Source organism: Pseudacidovorax intermedius (assembly GCF_001476815.1).
Lineage (GTDB): Bacteria > Pseudomonadota > Gammaproteobacteria > Burkholderiales > Burkholderiaceae_C > Xenophilus > Xenophilus intermedius_A.
Genome location: NZ_LDSL01000148.1, coordinates 1 through 16619 on the forward strand (window position 1 = coordinate 1; position 16619 = coordinate 16619).

The following is a 16619-nucleotide window of genomic DNA, read 5'->3' on the forward strand; positions in this document are numbered from 1 at the left end:
GATGCCGATGCCGATGCCGACGCCGACGCCGACGCGGATGCAGACGCGGATGCAGACGCAGATGCCGACGCGGATGCGGATGCGGATGCGGATGCGGATGCGGATGCCGATGCCGATGCCGACGCCGACGCCGACGCCGACGCCGACGCGGATGCTGACGCTGACGCTGACGCGGATGCAGATGCCGACGCCGATGCAGACGCAGACGCAGACGCAGACGCCCTCCTGGACCCCACCGACAGCCTCGGCGGCACTGTCGTCGGCGGCGTCTCCGACGCCATCGGCCTGGGCGACAGCCTGAGCCCCGTCACCGGCGTCGTCGACAACGTCACCACCATCGTCGACAACGCCCTCGAACCCCTGGTCGGCGGCGAATTCACGGCCGACGACCCCAACGCCCTCGACCCCGTCGACAGCAGCGTCGACAGCCTCACCGACGGCGTCGGCGTGCTCGCCCCCGTCGTTGACGACCTGCTGGGCACCGGCACCACCGACGCCGCCCTCGGCGCGCTCGACACCCAGGTCGACTACGTGACCGACGCCGTCGTCAACCTGGTGGACAACCTCGCCAGCGGCAACGGCCCGCTCGGCAGCGTGCTCGGCGCCACCGGCCTGGACGGCCTCACCGGCAGCCTGCTGGCCGAAGACGGCATGGTCGGCAACGTCGTCGGCGGCGTGCTCGGCGACGACGGCCTGGTGGGTGGCCTGCTCACCCCCGATGGCCTGGTCGGCGGCCTGCTGACCGAGGACGGCCTAGTCGGCGGCCTGCTGGCGGACGACGGCGCCCTGGGCGGTGTGGTCGGCGAAGGCGGCCTCGTGGACGGCGTGACCGACACCCTGCTGGGCGACCAGGGCCTAGTTGGCGGCCTCGTCGGCGGCACCCTGGCCGGCCCGCTGGACGCCGTGCTCGGCGACGACGGCCTGCTCGGCGGCGTGCTGGGCGACGAGGGCCTGGCAGGCGGCCTGCTGGCCGAAGACGGCGTCGTCGGCGGCCTGGTCGGCGAGAACGGCGTGGTCGGAGGCCTGCTGGGCGGGGATCTGCTCGGCGGTGTGGTCGGGGACGATGGGCTGCTGGGTGGCGTCACTGGCGCAGATGAGCTGCTGGGTGACGTCATCGGCGAAGACGGCCTGCTGGGTGGACTCACCGGCGGCGATCTGCTGGGCGGTGATCTCCTGGGTGGCGTGGTCGGCGAAGACGGCCTTGTGGGGGGACTGGCGGGTGGCGACCTGCTTGGCAACGTGCTCGGCCAGGACGGTCTCGTGGGCGACCTGCTCGGCGGTCTGGCCGGCGGCGGCGATGGCGGCGGCAGCGGTGATCTGCTGCTCGACCCGGCCACCGGCGTGGTGGACAGCACCGTTGCCAGCCTGGACGACCTGCCACTGGTGGGCGGGCTCGGCCTGTCCGACACCCTCTCGCCCGTCACCGGCCTCGTGGACAGCGTGGCCGGCACCGCGAGCGATGCGCTTTCGCCGCTGCTGGGCGGCAGCTTCACGGCCGACAACCCCAACATGCTGGACCCGGTGGACGACGTCGTCGGCACCGCGACCGGCGCCGTGGACGGCCTGCTCTCGCCCGTCACGGGCGACCTGCTGGGCACGGACCTCGTCCACGACGCCCTGGCCGGCGCGACGCAGCAGGTGGACTACCTGACCGACGGCGTGGCGAACCTGGCCGATGGCACCCTGGGGGGCGACCTGCTCGGCGGCGTGATCGGCGACGACGGTCTGCTGGGTGGCGTCACGGGCGGTGATCTGCTGGGCAGTGGCCTTCTGGGCGGTGTCGTCGGCGATGACGGTCTGCTCGGCGGACTGACCGGCGGTGATCTGCTCGGCGGTGATCTCCTGGCCGGAGTGACCGGCCAAGACGGTCTGCTGGGCCACATCACCGGCGGTGACCTGCTGGGTGGTGATCTTCTTGGCGGCGTGGTCGGCGACGATGGCCTGCTGGGCGGACTGGCGGGTGGCGATCTGGTTGGTGGCGTGCTGGACGACCAGGGCGTGGTCGGTGGGCTGCTCGATACGGTCGCGGGCGACAACGGGCTGCTCGGCAATCTGGCGGGCGGCGACTTGCTGGACGGCTTGCTCGGCCAGGACGGCGCGCTCGGCGGCCTGCTGGGCCAGGGCAGCGGCGCCAGCGGCGCGGGCGATCTGCTCGACGGTGTCCTGGGCCAGGACGGCCTGCTCGGCGGCGTATTGGGCACCGCCAGCGGCGACGGCGGCAACGCCAGCGCGCTGGGCGGCGTTCTGGACACGCTGACCGGCGAGCAGGGTGTGGTCGGCAGCGTGCTCGACACCGTCAGCGGCAGCATGGGCAGCGTCGGTGTCGATCTCGACGTCAGCGGCAGCGGCAGCAGCGGCGCCGTCACCGGCGTGTTGGGCACCGTCACCGGCGACAGCGGCCTGCTCGGCGGCCTGCTGTCCAGCGGCAGCAGCAGCGGCGGCACCGGGACAGGCGCAGGCAGCAGCGGCCTCGTCGGCGGCCTGCTGGGTGGCCTGTCCGGCGTGACCGAGCCCGTCTCCAGCGGCAGCGGCACCAGCGCAGGCAGCGCTACGCCGGTGCATGCCGTCGGCGGCCTGCTGCACAACCTGCTGGGCTGAGGCGCCGGGCCGTGCATGCGGGCCGGGCCGGCTCGACGCGTGCCGCCGAGGCGTCGAGCGCGCCGAGCCGCCGTCGGCGCCTTTGCTTCGACAGCGGCCATTTACACCCGGGGCAGGCAGGGCCTGCCCTTCCATTCGTTCGCCGCTACCAGGCGCGTGCCCCGCACGCCCAAATGCCATAGGCCACGCGGCCAAGCCGGCTGCGCAGGACGCTCCGGCGCCCCGCCAGCGCCCTCGTCCTACCAAGAAAAACTATCGGCATTGCGGAAATGATGGGAACTCGCCAGTGCGTTTAGCACTCTGACCGTGCGAGTGCTAATATCCTCGAGCAAGGAGTTCCCCTGATGTCCAACCTGTCTACTGTGTCTTCGCAGTCGCTGGCCGTTGCCAATCCGTGGGCGATGGTGCCCCCGCTGGGCAACCTGGACGCCTACATCTCGGCCGCCAACCGCCTGCCCATGCTCTCGCTGGACGAAGAGCGCAACTACGCCCGTCGCCTGCGCGACGAGGGCGATCTGCAGGCGGCCGGCGCCCTGATCCTGTCGCACCTGCGCCTGGTGATCTCGATTTCCCGCCAGTACCTGGGTTACGGGCTGCCGCATGGCGACCTGATCCAGGAGGGCAACATCGGCCTGATGAAGGCCGTGCGCCGCTTCGACCCCGACCAGGGCGTGCGGCTGGTGAGCTATGCCATCCACTGGATCAAGGCCGAGATCCACGAGTACATCCTCAAGAACTGGCGCATGGTGAAGGTGGCGACCACCAAGGCCCAGCGCAAGCTGTTCTTCAATCTGCGTTCGCTGAAGCAGGGTTTCAAGGCCGAGGCGGTCGATGCCGACACGCACCGCGAAACCCTCAACAGCGAGGAGATCGGCCTGGTGGCCGAGCACCTCAACGTCAAGCGCGAGGAAGTCGTGGAAATGGAAACGCGCCTGTCCGGCGGCGACGTCATGCTCGACCCCACGCCGTCCGACGGCGAGGACGAGGCCTTTGGCCCAATCGCCTACCTGGCCGACGCGACCCAGGAGCCCACGGCGCAGCTCGAATCGCGCCAGCGCGACCGCCTGTCCACCGACGGCATCGCCACCGCCCTCGAAGCGCTGGACCCGCGCAGCCGCCGCATCGTCGAGGAGCGCTGGCTGAAGGTGAACGACGACGGCTCCGGCGGCATGACGCTGCATGAGCTGGCCGCCGACTATGGCGTGTCTGCCGAACGCATCCGCCAGATCGAATCGGCGGCGATGAAGAAGATGAAGAAGGCGCTGGCCGAATACGCCTGAGGCCTTACGCCAGGCAGGCAGCAACGAAAAACCCGGCTCAGGCCGGGTTTTTTGTTTGGGCGTGCGAGGGTCGAGTGCTGGGGGCGCGCGTCCTCAGCCCGCCGCCAGCAGCGTCTTGAGGTCCGAGGCGAGCGCGTCCGTGCCCAAGCCGTAGCGTGCGTACAGCCGCAGGCGGCCCTGCGGGTCGTAGATGAACGTCGCGGCGGAATGGTCCATCGAGTAGCTGGTGGGCGTCTTGCCGTCCACCTTCTTGTAGTAGACCTTGAAGTCCTTCGCGAGCGCGGGCAGCTTCTCCGGCGTGGGGATGAGCGCCAGGAAGCTGGGGTCGAAGGCGGTCATGTAGGCCTTCATGACCTCGGGCGTGTCGCGCTCCGGATCGACGGTGACGAACAGCACCTGCACCCGCTGGCCGTCGGCGCCCAGCTTCTCGCGCACCTGGAGCATCTCGCTCATGGTGGTGGGGCACACGTCGGGGCATTGCGCGTAGCCGAAGAAGAGCACCACCGCCTTGCCCTTGAAGTCGGCCATGCTGCGCGGCTGGCCGTTCATGTCGCTCAGGCGGAAGTCCTTGGCGTAGTCGGCGCCGGTGATGTCCACGGCCTGGAAGCTGGGCTTGGAGTCGGTGCAGGCGGCCAGGGCGACGGCCGCGCAGCCTGCGCCCAGCAGTTGCAGGGCGCGTCGACGGTCCGGCAATGCGCGTGCGGGGGTCGGGGAAGGCGAAGGCAGTCGGTCGGTCATGGCACGTAGTGGTCCACCAGCAGCGCCGCGAACAGCACGCTCAGGTGGATGAGCGAGAAACGGAAGGTCCGGCGCGCCAGCTGGTCGGAATACTGGCGCCACAGGGCGAAGGCATAGCCGCAGAAGCCCACGCTCACCGCGACGGCGGCCAGCAGGTAGAGCCAGCCGCTCATGCGGTAGATGAAGGGCAGCAGGCAGGCGGCGAAAAGGATCAGCGTGTAGAGCAGGATCTGCAGCCGCGTGTACGCGTTGCCGTGCGTCACCGGCAGCATCGGCAGGCCGGCGCGGCGGTAGTCCTCCACCCGGTAGAGCGCGAGCGCCCAGAAGTGCGGCGGCGTCCACAGGAAGATGATCAGGAAGAGGATCAGCGCCTCCGGGTCGACGCTGCCGGTCATGGCGGCCCAGCCCAGCACCGGCGGCATGGCGCCCGAGGCGCCGCCGATCACGATGTTCTGCGGCGTCAGCGGCTTGAGCACGACGGTGTAGATCACCGCGTAGCCGACGAAGGTGGCGAAGGTAAGCCACATGGTGAGCGGATTGACCACCCACCACAACAGCGCCGAGCCCAGCAGGCACAGCGTGGCCGAGAACAGCAGCGTCTGCCGGTCGCTGAGTTCGCCGCGGGCCGTGGGCCTCCAGGCCGTGCGCTTCATGCGCGCATCGATGCCCTTCTCCACCAGGCAGTTGAAAGCGGCAGCGGCACCGGCCACCAGCCAGATGCCGATGCAGGCCTCGGCCATGCGCAGCAGCTCGGCCGGCGTGGGCACCTCGGGCACCGCCAGCACCATGCCGATCAGGGCGCAGAAGACGATCAGCTGCACCACGCGCGGCTTGGTGAGCGCATAGAACTGGCGCCACACGCTGGCCACGGGCGCGGACACCGGGCTGGCGGGGGCGCTCACGACCGGGCTCCCTGCGGTCCGAAGGCGGGCCGGCGGGCCGGCGCTTCAGGCAGTCCGCCGAGCTTCAGCCGGCTTTCGCACAGCGCCCACGTCATGACGGTCGCCAGCGCGGCGGCGCCGCCGGTGTGCAGCACGGCCGCTACCAGCGGCCAGCCCAGCAGCACGTTGCCCAGGCCGGTAGCCAGTTGCAGCAGGGCCAGGCCGCCCAGCCAGCGGGCCTGGGGACGAAGGGCGGGAACGCGGCGGAGCTTGAAGAAGAGCACGATGAGAACGGCGAAGACCAGGTAAGCCATCAAGCGGTGGGTGTAATGGATGGCCGTGAGGGCGGAGAACTCGATGGGTGTGCCTGCCGCGTCCACGCCCAGATGGCGCCACAGCTGGAAGCCCTGCCCGAAGTTCATGGGCGGCCACCAGCTGCCCTGGCAGCGCGGAAATTCGGTGCAGGCCAGCACGGCGTAGTTGGTGCTGACCCAGCCGCCCAAGGCGATCTGCACCAGCAGCAGCCCCATGCCCAGCCACAGCCAGGCGCGGGTGGACGGCCTCACCATCGATGGCCGGCGCCCGGCACCGGCCTGCTGGTAGCGCACCGCCTGCACGCACAGCAGCATCAGCAGCACGATGGCGCCCATCAGGTGCAGGGTGACGATGGCCGGGAACAGCTTCCAGGTCACGGTGAAGGCGCCGAAGGCGCCCTGCAGGCACACCCACACCAGCGTGGCCGCGGGCCAGAGTGGGTGCAGCACGCCGGGCACGCCGCTGTCGCGCCGGCGCTGCTGCCGCCGCGCCCACCAGGTGCCCACGGCCAGCACGACGATCAGCGCGCCCACGCCCGTGGCGAGGTAGCGGTGGACCATCTCGATCCAGGCCTTGGCATGGGTCACGGGGCCGGTCGGCTGCGCCGATTGCGCCATGGCGATTTCGTGCCGTGCGCCCAGCGGGCTCGCATTGCCGTAGCAGCCGGGCCAGTCGGGGCAGCCCAGGCCGGAATCGGTGAGCCGGGTGAAGGCGCCGAAGAGCGTGAGGTCGAAGGTGAGGAAGAGCGTCAGCACGGTCAGCGCATGCAGCCGCCGCGCAGCGCCTGCGCCGGCATTGCGCCGCCACACCCAGAGCACCGGGCCGAGCGCCAGCAAGGCGCCGCCAAGCAGCAGCAGGGCCACCGGCTCGAAGTCGTAGAGGGCCTGGGTCGTCGGCACGCTGCTCACCGTCCCGCCTGGTCCCAGGAACTGGAGGCGCGCAGCAGCCGGTCGAGGTCGCGCTTGGCCTTGGCCGCGCCCTTCAGGTCCATGCGTGCGGGGAAGCGCATCATCCAGTTGCCCATGGGGTCGACCACGTACAGATGCTCGCCCAGCGCCGCGCCCGGCTCGGGCTGCAGCCACTGCGCCAGGGCACCGGCCGGCACGCGCAGCACCGTCGCGCCCTCCAGGCTGCCCGACAGACGCTGCGGCACGGGCGCGTCGTCGGCGACGAGCCAGACGCGGTCCACGCGGTCCTTCTCGCGACCCAGGGTTTCGCGCAGTTGCCGCTGCAGGTACAGCTGGCGCTCGCAGAGCTCGTTGCAGCCGCCGCCGGCCACGGCCACCAGCAGCCACTGGCCCTTGAGTTGCGGCAGCGGCACCGATTCGCCCGCCAGCGTGCGGCCATCCACGGGCGGCAGCGGGCGCTGCGGATCGATCAACTGGCCGTAGACGCTGCGGCTCTGGGGCCGCACCACGTAGTAGGTGAAGTAGGAGGCGATCACGGGCGCCGCGCAGCACAGCAGCACCAGCAGCATCTGCCAGCGGCCACGCTTGCGCCGCCGGCCGGCATCGGGCTGCGCGCCCAGCGATTCGCCCGGCGAGGGCATCGAATGGACGGTCAGGCCCAACGGCTCGTCAGCCAGTGCGGCGACGGCGGGGCGCGATGAGTTGGAACCAGACATAGAGGATGACCACCAGGGCGGCGAGCCCGAACCACTGGAAGGCGTAGCCGTAGTGCTTTTCGATGCCCAGCGCCGGCACCGGCCACTCGCGCAGCAGGCCTTCGGAGGCGGGGCCGACCTGCTGCAGCGAGAAGTCGGTGCGCAGCGGCAGCCCGGTCTCGTTGCGGAAAGTCTCCAGGTCCAGATTCTGCCGGATGCGGGCATTGGCCACGTCCGCGGGCTTTTCGGGCAGGGGTGCCGCGGCCGAGGCCGGCTGCGCCGGCGGATCGGCACCCAACTGCAGGAGCCGGGCCGGCGGCGGCTCGATGCGGGCCTCGATGTCCACCAGGCCTGCCGGCGTGTCGACGGGCGGCAGCTGCGTGCGGTCCGTGAAGTTGCGCGGCACCCAGCCGCGCTGGACCATCAGCGTCTGCGTCGTGCCCTCCAGCGCGAAGGGCGTCAGCACATAGAAGCCGGGCTGGCCGTGCATCTGGCGGTTGTCCAGGTAGAGCGTCTGCGTGGGCAGCCACAGGCCGCGCAGCCGCACCTTGCGGTGCAGTTCGGTGAGCGGCTGCTCCACCGCCAGGAAGTCGGCCATCTCCAGCGCGGGATAGGCCTGCTGCGTCTCGATGCTCGCCTGCAGCGCCTCTTTCTGCGCGGCACGCGAGAGCTGCCAGCGGCCCAGCGCCAGGGTGACGGCGACCACCGCGATGGCGGCCGCGGTGATGACCCAGAAGCGCAGCGCCGAACGCCGGGGAGGATGGAAGGCAGGGGCCGGCCGCTGTTCACGCATGGCAGTGAAGGCGGGCGTTGCCGCTCATAATCGAACTCATGAAATATCTCGTGGCCCTGGGCTTCGTGGGCATCCTCGGCAGCCTGGCGTGGGCGCTGTTCCACATGCTCACCGGCGGGCGCGACGGCAAGTCCAGGCCGGGCGGCATGGCGCGTGCGCTGACGGTTCGGATCGGGCTGTCGGTGGTTTTGTTCCTCTGTCTGCTGCTGGCCTGGAAGCTGGGCTACATCCAGCCCACCGGCTTGCCCGCCGGCCGCTGAGCGCCGCGACACGGCAACAAAAAAGCGCCTTGCGGCGCTTTTCTGCTTTCAGGGCCTCGATGATAGCGAGGCGCCCGGGCCGGCCTTGTCGGTCAAAGCCAATAGACCAGCACGTACAGGCCCAGCCAGACCACGTCCACGAAGTGCCAGTACCAGGCCGCACCCTCGAAGCCGAAATGGCGCTCGGGCGTGAAGTGGCCCTTCATCAGCCGCAGGGTGATGAACAGCAGCATCAGCATGCCCACGAAGACGTGCAGGCCGTGGAAGCCGGTCAGCATGAAGAAGGTGGAGCCATAGGCGCCCGAGCTCAGCTTGAGGTTGAGTTCGGTGTAGAGGTGGAAGTACTCGTAGCCCTGCACGCCCAGGAAGACGACGCCCAGCAGAACGGTGGCCCACATGAAGCGGATGCACTGGGCACGGTGGTTCGCACGCAGCGCATGGTGGGCGATGGTCAGCGTCACGCCCGAGGACAGCAGCAGCGCCGTGTTGATGGTGGGCAGCCAGAAGGGACCGACGGTCTGAAAAGGCTCGACGATGCCGGCCGGCGAGCCGGTGGCACCGGCCTGCACGCTGGGCCACACGGCGCGGAAGTCGGGCCACAGCAGCGCGTTGTCCAGGCTGCCGAGTGCCGGCAGCGAATGCGTGCGGGTCCACCACAGGGCGGTGAAGAAGGCACCGAAGAACATCACCTCCGAGAAGATGAACCAGCTCATGCTCCAGCGGTAGGACAGGTCGATGCGGTGGCTGTACTTGCCGCTCTCGCTTTCGCCCACGGCCTCGCGGAACCACTGGAACAGCACCACCCACCACCAGATCAGGCCGAAGGCGAGCGAATAGGCGCCCCAGGCATGGTCATTGATCCACTGCCCGGCCCCGAGGATGACGAAGAACAGGCCGATGGCCGCCATCAGCGGATGGCGCGATGGGCCCGGCACGAAATAGTAGGGCGTGGTGCCGTGGGTGGTCGAACTCATGGTGCTCCTCGGGCTGGGTCTCTTGTCTTGTGGTTGGCGTAGGGTCGGGCGTCGGCGGCGGCTCAGGTGGACACGGCGAACTTCACCAGCGCCAGCAGCACGCCGATGAGCACCAGCACCGCCACGAAGCCCACCGCCACGATGTGCAGCGGCGACAGGCGCGCGATGTCTTCCTGGTACTCGCTGTGCTTGCGCACGCCGAAGAAGCCCCAGGCCACGGCCCTGACCGTGCGCCACAGCGAAGGCTTGCGCGGCGTCGGGGCGCCATCGTCCTGCGGCAGCGTCACGAGCGCGGCTCCCCGTTGCCGGCGGCCGCGGTGGGCGCCGGCGGCGTGCGGCCCCCGACCTCGAAGAAGGTGTATGACAGGGTGATCGTCTTCACGTCCCTGGAGATGCGCGGATCGATCACGAAGGCCACCGGCCACTGCTTCTTCTCGCCGGCTTCCAGCGTGTACTGGTTGAAGCAGAAGCACTCCAGCTTGTTGAAGTACGGCGCCGCCTGCTGCGGCGCATAGCTGGGCACGGCCTGCGCGGCCATGCGGCGGTTCTGCACGTTCTGGAATTCGTACATCACCGTGTGCAGCTCGCCAGGGTGCACCTGCATCGAGCGCTGGGCGGGCGCGAAGTCCCACAGGCCATGGGCATTGGCGTCGAACTCGACGGTGATGGTGCGCGACAGGTCGACCTGGGTGTTGGCGGGCAGCTTCACCGCCGCCCCACCCTTGGCGCCGCCGGGCACTTCCAGCTCGGAACGGGCCAGCACGTTGATGCCGGTCACCTCGCAGATGGCGCGGTACAGCGGCACCAGCGCGTAGCCGAAGGCGAACATGCCCGCGACGACGACCGTGAGCTTGCCCACCATCTGCAGGTTCTCGCGGCGCAGCCGCTGGGCGAACTTCAGGGCCATGGCCGTGTCCTCAATGGCCGAGCCAGGCCATGCGCACGATGAAGCCGATGAAGAACAGCACCGCGATGGAGGCCAGCGTCAGGCCCATGCGGCGGTTGTTCCTCTTCTGGTCGGGCGTGGTCATGGCAGGACGTGCGCGAAGCGGATCAACCGATCACCTTGGTCGCCGTGGCGTCCAGGCGCGGCGGCGTCTCGAAGGTGTGGAAAGGCGCGGGGGACGGCACTTCCCACTCCAGGCCTTCGGCGCCTTCCCAGGGCTTCTGGGGGGCGGGCTCGCCCTTGCCGCGCATGGCCGGCAGCACGATGAAGAGGAAGAAGTAGACCTGCGCCAGGCCGAAGGCGAAGGCCCCCACCGAGGCGATCGCGTTGAAGTCCGCGAACTGCATCGGGTAGTCGGCATAGCGGCGCGGCATGCCGGCCAGGCCCAGGAAGTGCATGGGGAAGAAGGTGACGTTGAACGAGATCAGCGACCACCAGAAGTGCAGCTTGCCGCGGGCCTCGTCGTACATCACGCCGGTCCACTTGGGCAGCCAGTAGTACACGCCGGCGAACATGGCGTAGAGCGAGCCGGCCACCAGCACGTAGTGGAAGTGCGCCACCACGTAATAGGTGTCCTGCAGCTGGATGTCGATGGGCGCCACGGCCAGGATCAGGCCGGTGAAGCCGCCCATGGTGAACACGAAGATGAAGCCCACGGCGAAGAGCATGGGCGTCTCGAAGGTCATCGAGCCCTGCCACATGGTCGCGATCCAGTTGAAGATCTTCACCGCCGTCGGCACCGCGATCAGCATGGTCGCGTACATGAAGAACAGCTGGCCCGTCACCGGCATGCCGGTGGTGAACATGTGGTGCGCCCAGACGATGAAGCTCAGGATGGCGATGGAGCTGGTGGCATACACCATGGAGGCATAGCCGAAGAGCTTCTTGCGCGCGAAGGCCGGCACGATCTGGCTGATGATGCCGAAGGCCGGCAGGATCATGATGTAGACCTCGGGGTGGCCGAAGAACCAGAAGATGTGCTGGTACATCACCGGGTCGCCGCCGCCGGCGGGGTTGAAGAAGTGCGTGCCGAAGTGGCGGTCGGTCAGCGTCATGGTGATGGCGCCGGCCAGCACGGGCATGACGGCGATCAGCAGGTAGGCGGTGATCAGCCAGGTCCAGCAGAACATCGGCATCTTCATCAGCGTCATGCCCGGGGCGCGCATGTTGAGGATGGTCACGATGATGTTGATCGAGCCCATGATCGAGCTGGCACCCAGGATGTGCATGGCGAAGATGCCGGCGTCCATCGACGGGCCCATCTGCAGCGTGAGCGGCGCATAGAGCGTCCAGCCCGCGGCGGGCGCGCCGCCGGGCATGAAGAACGACGCCACCAGCATCAGCGCCGCGGGAATCATCAGCCAGAAGCTGAAGTTGTTCATGCGCGCGAAGGCCATGTCGCTGGCGCCGATCTGCAGCGGGATCATCCAGTTCGCGAAGCCCACGAAGGCCGGCATGATGGCGCCGAACACCATGATGATGCCGTGCATGGTGGTGAACTGGTTGAACAGCTCGGGGTTCACCAGCTGCAGGCCGGGCTGGAACAGCTCGGCGCGGATCAGCAGCGCCAGAATGCCGCCGATCATCAGCATGGTGAAGGAGAACAGCAGGTACAGCGTGCCGATGTCCTTGTGGTTGGTGGCGAACAGCCAGCGCCGCCAGCCGTGCGGATGGTCGTGGTGTTCGTCGTGCATGTCGCCACCATGGGCGGCATGGCCGTGCGGATCGAGGACTGCGCTCATGTCGTTGTATTCCTAGGCTGACTCGCGGATGGGCTCTGCAGGCGCGCGGGCATCACTTGCCGCGCTGGGCCAGCACCTCGGCCGGCTGCACCAGCTGGCCCGTCTTGTTGGACCAGCTGTTCTTGGTGTAGGTGGCCACGGCCGCCAGGTCGGTGTCCGAAAGCTGCTTCCACGACGGCATGGCGCCGTTGTTCTGGCCGTTGAGCAGCACGTGGATCTGCTTGGTGTGGTCGGCGTCGAGCACCACCGCCGAGCCGTCCAGCGGCTTGATCGGGCCAGCGCCCTTGCCGTTGGCCTGGTGGCAGGCGGCGCAGTTGGCGGCGTACACGCGCTCGCCGCGGGCCAGGATGTCGGGCAGGGTCCAGACCTTGTTGGGGTCGTCCAGCTTGGCGGCGGCTTCCTTCTTCTTGGTGTCGACCCAGGCGGTGTAGTCGGCGGCGGACAGCACCTTCACGTGGATCGGCATGTACGCATGCTCCTTGCCGCACAGCTCCTGGCACTGGCCGTAGAAGTCGCCGGTGCGCTCGGCGCGGAACCAGGTGTCGCGCACGAATCCGGGGATCGCGTCCTGCTTGATGCCGAACTGCGGCACGGCGAAGGCGTGGATCACGTCGTTGGCCGTGGTGATGATGCGGATCTTCTGCTTCTCGGGCACCACCAGCGGGTTGTCGACCTTGAGCAGGTAGTCGTCGGGCACGTTGCCCTTGGCGCCGGCGTCGGACAGGGCGCGGTGCGAACTGTCGAGCGTGGAGATGAAGGACAGCCCCTCGCCCTCGCCCTTGATGTAATCGTAGCCCCACTTCCACTGGTAGCCGGTGACCTTGATGGTGAGGTCGGCGTTGGTGGTGTCCTTCTGGGCCACCAGGATCTTGGTGGCCGGCAGCGCCATCAGGATGACGATGATGAAGGGCACGATGGTCCAGATCACCTCGACCACCACGGACTCGTGGAAGTTGGCCGCCTTGTGGCCGACCGACTTGCGGTGCTTCCAGATGGAATAGAACATCACCGCGAACACGCCGATGAAGATCGCCAGGCACAGCAGCAGCAGCGCGTTGTGCAGGGAATGCTGCTCCTGCGAGATGCGCGTGGCCCCCACCGGCAGGTTGAGCTGGCGCACCATCGGGCCGCCCGGCAGGTCGTTGACTGCGTGCGCAGCGCCGCTGAACGCCACGCCAGCCGCCAGCATCAGCCTTGCCGGCACGGTCCAAATGCTCTTCATCGTGTTCACTTTTTTCAGACCTTCAAACAATCACCGTCTCCACCATCCGCCTGCCTGCCGCGCGCGACCCTAGGTCTCGCGCAGCGCGCTGCGGATCTCCCGCGCCAGTGCGGCCCGAAGCTCGGGGCGCACGTAGCGCCCCACGCGGACCGAACGTCCCTGCGCCGATACCTCGATCAGCGAGCGGTCGCTCGCATGCGGCTCCACGCGCACCTGGTGCCGGGGGAATTCCGCCCGCTCGACGCTGCCGCCGTGCTCGTGCTCGATGACGAGCCGCCCGTCCTGCAGCGCGATGCGCTCGCCGTCGGTGGCATGCCGCGCATAGAACATGAAGGCCAGGCCCACCGCCGCCAGCTCGAGCCAGGCGAAGGGCAGGACCAGCTTGGCGCCCTGCAGCCAGAAAACCGTGCCGATGCCGAGCGACACCACGCACAGCGAGGCATAGGCCCATCCGAGCTGGCTGGGGGTGATCGAGCAATTGCGCCGCAAGAACCAGTGGATGCTCTGGCCCGAAACTGTGGCGAAGCGAAACACGGGATTCGGCACGGGCGGGTGGGGCTCTCTCGAGGGAGTTCTGCTGCAGCCGAGGGCCAGTCCCAGGGACGCAAGCACTCAAGAATTGTAGCGTGGCACCCTCGTTGGACAGTCGGGGCAAGCCCTGCCCCACAGGCCTGCAAGAAGGGTGCAGGCAGGCCGTCCGAAGGGCCGGAAGACCTATGTTCCAGGGCGGCCGCGGCGCAGCATCTGCCGCATGTCGGCCAGGCCGACGGCGCTTTCGGGCGCCACCGCCACCCGTGCGACGGGCTTGAAGGCATGGCCGTAGACGATCTCGAAGGTCAGCGCGATGCGGCCGTCGTGCGCGGGCGAGGCCAGGCCGGCCAGGGCCTGCAGCAGCTGCGGCCGCCACTGCCGCCCGCGCAGCGCGGGGAAACGCCCGAGGTGCAGGTTGCGGCCGAGCGTGCGCAGCTCGGCCAGGGCCGCCTCGGGCGTGCCCCAGGTCAGCACGATGCGCTCCATGTCCATCACCGGCTCGGCGAAGCCGGCATGCACCAGCATGTCGCCCCAGTCGTGCATGTCGGTGAAGGCATGGGTGGGCTCGGGCCAGCCGCGGGCCTGGTAGGCGCCGCGCAGTTCCATCAGGGTGTCGGGGCCCAGGCCGGAGAACATCAGGAAGCCGTCGGTCGCCACCTGGCGGTGCCACTGGGCGATCAGCGCCTCGGGGTCGGCGGCCATGTGCAGGCCCATGTTGGCCCAGAGCAGGTCCACGCCGCCCTCGGGCAGGTCGCCGAAAAGGCGCGGCCGGCCGGCGCGCCAGCGCTTCGCGCTCCACCACGGCGCCGCGAAGGCGTCGGCGGTGCGTGGCTGCAGCGCCGGCTCGGGCTCCAGCACGAAAGTGGCCGCCTGCGGGTAGCGCTGGGCGACCAGGGCATGGGCCTCCAGCCCGCCGTGCAGCGGCGACCAGTCGGCCCAGTGCCGCGGCGTCGCCTTGATCCACTGCAGCCGGTCCTGCATGCGCCGGCCCACTTCCTCGTGCAGCCAGGGTGCCCCGTCCGCCGGTGCCTGCCGCGCCCAGCGCGATGCTGCCACCGGGTCGATGGTGGGAGGCCGGGATGCGGGGGAAGAGGACATGGCGGGAAAAAAAGACCGGCACCGTGACGCAGCGCACGGCGCAGCAAGGCGCTTCGGGGGAGCGCGCCAGTATATTGAGCCGATGCCGCCCCCCGCTTCCCCCCGGCTTCGCCTGCCCGGCCGCGGCCTGTTCGGCCGTCTGCTCGACCGGCTGCCCAGCCAGTGCGCCCTGTGTCGCGCCTGGCCCGGCGACGTGCTGTGCGATGCCTGCCTGGAGCGGTTCGCGGTCACCGTGCCGCGCTGCCTGCAGTGCGCGGTGGCGGTGCCGCCCGGCCAGCGCCGCTGCGGCGCCTGCCTGCGCGAGCCGCCGCCCCTGGACGAATGCGTGGCCGCCTGCGATTACGGCTGGCCCTGGAACCGATGCATCGGCCGCTTCAAGTTCAGCGGCGAGGCCGGCTGGGCGGCGCCGCTGGCCGCCGTGCTGGCCCGCCACCCGCGCACCGCCGCGCTGCTGGCCGAGGCCGACCGCGTGCTGCCCATGCCGCTGGCAGCCGAGCGCCTGCGGGAGCGCGGCTTCAACCAGGCGCTCGCACTCGCCCGTCAACTGGCCCCGGCACGGACCGACGCGCAACTGCTGCTCCGGCCCGTGCATTCGCCGCCGCAGGCAGGCCTGGACCGCGCGCAGCGGCTGCGCAACCTGCGCGGCGCCTTCTGCGTGGCGCCCGCGCGCCTCGCCGAATTGCGCGGCGCCCACCTGCTGCTGGTGGACGACGTGATGACCACCGGCGCCACGCTGTTCACCGCCGCCGCCGTCCTGCGCCAGGCCGGCGCAGCCCGGGTGACGGCGCTGGTGCTGGCACGCACGCCGGCGCCCCACGGCTAGCCAAGCACCCGGCACAGCGGCGTTAAGCTTGCGCCCCCTTCTCTTGTCGCAGGTCACATGTTCCGCATCGTCCTCGTCGAGCCCGAGATCCCGCCCAACACGGGCAACGTGATCCGGCTGGCGGCCAACACCGGCTGCGAGCTGCACCTCGTGCAGCCGCTGGGCTTTTCGATGGACGACCGGCTGCTGCGCCGCGCGGGGCTGGACTACCACGAGTACGCAAAAGTGGTGGTGCATGCCGACTGGCCGTCGCTGATCGACCGGCAGGCGCCGCCCCCGGAGCGCACCTTCGCGCTCACCACGCGCGGCACGCGGCTGGTGCCGGACGTGGCTTTCGCGCCCGGCGACTGGCTGGTCTTCGGCGCGGAAAGCCGCGGCCTGCCGCTGGCGGTGCGCGATGCGTTCGCGCCCGAGCAGCAGCTGCGCCTGCCCATGCGGCCCGGCCAGCGCAGCCTGAACCTGTCGAACGCGGTGGCGGTGACGGTGTTCGAGGCCTGGCGGCAGAACGGCTTCGGCGCGACGCCGGAATGACGACCACCCCGTTTGGACTTCCTCACTGCGTGTGGAAGTCCAATCCCCCTCGAGGGGCGCACCCGGCGGCCGACCAGTAGCGGCGGTCGCCGGCGTTGTCCACGTTCAGCTGGAACAGCGTGCGCCGGCCGAAGAGCTGCGTGGTGTAGCGCGCGCCCACGTCGAACAGCGTGTAGCCGCCGATGAAGGCCTGGTTCAAGTCGTCCACCGGACGGCGGCCGGTGTAGTAGGCGCCGCCGTTGACGGACAGGCCGGGCACGGCGGCGATGTCGTACGACAGGAAC

General features: G+C 69.6%; 17 protein-coding genes and 2 pseudogenes. 5 read left to right on the forward strand and 14 right to left on the reverse strand.

Going from position 1 to position 16619, the window contains the following annotated elements; all coding sequences use genetic code 11:
* Positions 1-2598, forward strand: a pseudogene (locus NS331_RS26315) (hypothetical protein); the annotation flags it as partial.
* 344 nt (positions 2599-2942) lie between these two features.
* Complete coding sequence (rpoH, locus tag NS331_RS21045) at positions 2943-3878, forward strand: RNA polymerase sigma factor RpoH (protein WP_058643905.1); 936 nt, start codon at positions 2943-2945, stop codon at positions 3876-3878.
* Between the two features lie 93 nt (positions 3879-3971).
* Here rpoH and NS331_RS21050 read toward each other — a convergent pair whose 3' ends face one another.
* Genes NS331_RS21050 through NS331_RS21070 form a run of 5 tightly spaced genes read right to left on the reverse strand, consistent with a single transcriptional unit; the run spans position 3972 to position 8208 of the window.
* On the reverse strand, positions 3972-4616 hold the full coding sequence (locus NS331_RS21050; RefSeq protein WP_058643906.1) for an SCO family protein: 645 nt from the start codon (positions 4614-4616) through the stop codon (positions 3972-3974).
* Positions 4613-5518: a heme o synthase gene (gene cyoE, locus NS331_RS21055; protein ID WP_058643907.1), complete on the reverse strand. Its 906-nt coding sequence runs from the start codon at positions 5516-5518 to the stop codon at positions 4613-4615. The genes NS331_RS21050 and cyoE overlap by 4 nt, the downstream gene beginning before the upstream one ends.
* Positions 5515-6711: a COX15/CtaA family protein gene (locus NS331_RS21060; protein WP_058643919.1), complete on the reverse strand. Its 1197-nt coding sequence runs from the start codon at positions 6709-6711 to the stop codon at positions 5515-5517. The genes cyoE and NS331_RS21060 overlap by 4 nt, the downstream gene beginning before the upstream one ends.
* Before the next feature lie 5 nt (positions 6712-6716).
* Complete coding sequence (locus tag NS331_RS21065) at positions 6717-7436, reverse strand: redox-active disulfide-containing membrane protein (protein ID WP_058643908.1); 720 nt, start codon at positions 7434-7436, stop codon at positions 6717-6719.
* Positions 7390-8208, reverse strand: a complete 819-nt coding sequence (locus tag NS331_RS21070) for an SURF1 family protein (RefSeq protein ID WP_058643909.1) — start codon at positions 8206-8208, stop codon at positions 7390-7392. The genes NS331_RS21065 and NS331_RS21070 overlap by 47 nt, the downstream gene beginning before the upstream one ends.
* Positions 8209-8246: 38 nt before the next feature.
* On the opposite strand from NS331_RS21070, the gene NS331_RS21075 reads away from it, so the two are divergent.
* The gene (locus tag NS331_RS21075; RefSeq protein WP_058643910.1) at positions 8247-8468 is read left to right on the forward strand and encodes a twin transmembrane helix small protein; all 222 of its coding nucleotides are present in this window, start codon (positions 8247-8249) and stop codon (positions 8466-8468) included.
* A 92-nt stretch (positions 8469-8560) separates the two neighbouring features.
* Here NS331_RS21075 and NS331_RS21080 read toward each other — a convergent pair whose 3' ends face one another.
* The 8 genes from NS331_RS21080 to NS331_RS21110 form a co-directional block, all read right to left on the reverse strand.
* Positions 8561-9442 carry a cytochrome c oxidase subunit 3 gene (locus NS331_RS21080; protein WP_058643911.1) on the reverse strand — a complete coding sequence of 294 codons (882 nt, stop codon included), beginning with the start codon at positions 9440-9442 and terminating at the stop codon, positions 8561-8563.
* A gap of 62 nt (positions 9443-9504) precedes the next feature.
* Positions 9505-9729 (reverse strand): DUF2970 domain-containing protein, encoded by a 225-nt coding sequence (locus tag NS331_RS21085; protein ID WP_242873846.1) that lies wholly within the window; start codon positions 9727-9729, stop codon positions 9505-9507.
* Complete coding sequence (locus NS331_RS21090; RefSeq protein ID WP_058643912.1) at positions 9726-10349, reverse strand: cytochrome c oxidase assembly protein; 624 nt, start codon at positions 10347-10349, stop codon at positions 9726-9728. The genes NS331_RS21085 and NS331_RS21090 overlap by 4 nt, the downstream gene beginning before the upstream one ends.
* Positions 10350-10359: 10 nt before the next feature.
* Entirely contained in the window at positions 10360-10473 is a 114-nt protein-coding gene (locus NS331_RS27235; protein ID WP_242873847.1) for a cytochrome oxidase small assembly protein, read from the reverse strand.
* Positions 10474-10495: 22 nt separating this feature from the next.
* On the reverse strand, positions 10496-12130 hold the full coding sequence (gene ctaD, locus NS331_RS21095) for a cytochrome c oxidase subunit I (RefSeq protein ID WP_058643913.1): 1635 nt from the start codon (positions 12128-12130) through the stop codon (positions 10496-10498).
* Between the two features lie 52 nt (positions 12131-12182).
* Positions 12183-13352 (reverse strand): cytochrome c oxidase subunit II, encoded by a 1170-nt coding sequence (coxB, locus tag NS331_RS21100; protein WP_058643914.1) that lies wholly within the window; start codon positions 13350-13352, stop codon positions 12183-12185.
* Positions 13353-13421: 69 nt separating this feature from the next.
* A complete protein-coding gene (locus NS331_RS21105; RefSeq protein ID WP_058643915.1) occupies positions 13422-13898 on the reverse strand; it encodes a DUF2244 domain-containing protein in 477 nt (158 codons plus the stop codon).
* Between the two features lie 168 nt (positions 13899-14066).
* Complete coding sequence (locus NS331_RS21110) at positions 14067-14981, reverse strand: malonyl-ACP O-methyltransferase BioC (RefSeq protein WP_058643916.1); 915 nt, start codon at positions 14979-14981, stop codon at positions 14067-14069.
* Between the two features lie 82 nt (positions 14982-15063).
* Between NS331_RS21110 and NS331_RS21115 the strand changes: the two genes are divergently transcribed.
* Together NS331_RS21115 and NS331_RS21120 are read left to right on the forward strand one after the other, a co-directional pair.
* A complete protein-coding gene (locus NS331_RS21115; protein WP_058643917.1) occupies positions 15064-15804 on the forward strand; it encodes a ComF family protein in 741 nt (246 codons plus the stop codon).
* A gap of 57 nt (positions 15805-15861) precedes the next feature.
* Positions 15862-16335: a tRNA (cytidine(34)-2'-O)-methyltransferase gene (locus NS331_RS21120; RefSeq protein WP_058643918.1), complete on the forward strand. Its 474-nt coding sequence runs from the start codon at positions 15862-15864 to the stop codon at positions 16333-16335.
* Between the two features lie 22 nt (positions 16336-16357).
* Here the strand turns inward: NS331_RS21120 and NS331_RS21125 are convergent.
* Positions 16358-16619, reverse strand: a pseudogene (locus NS331_RS21125) (TonB-dependent receptor); the annotation flags it as partial.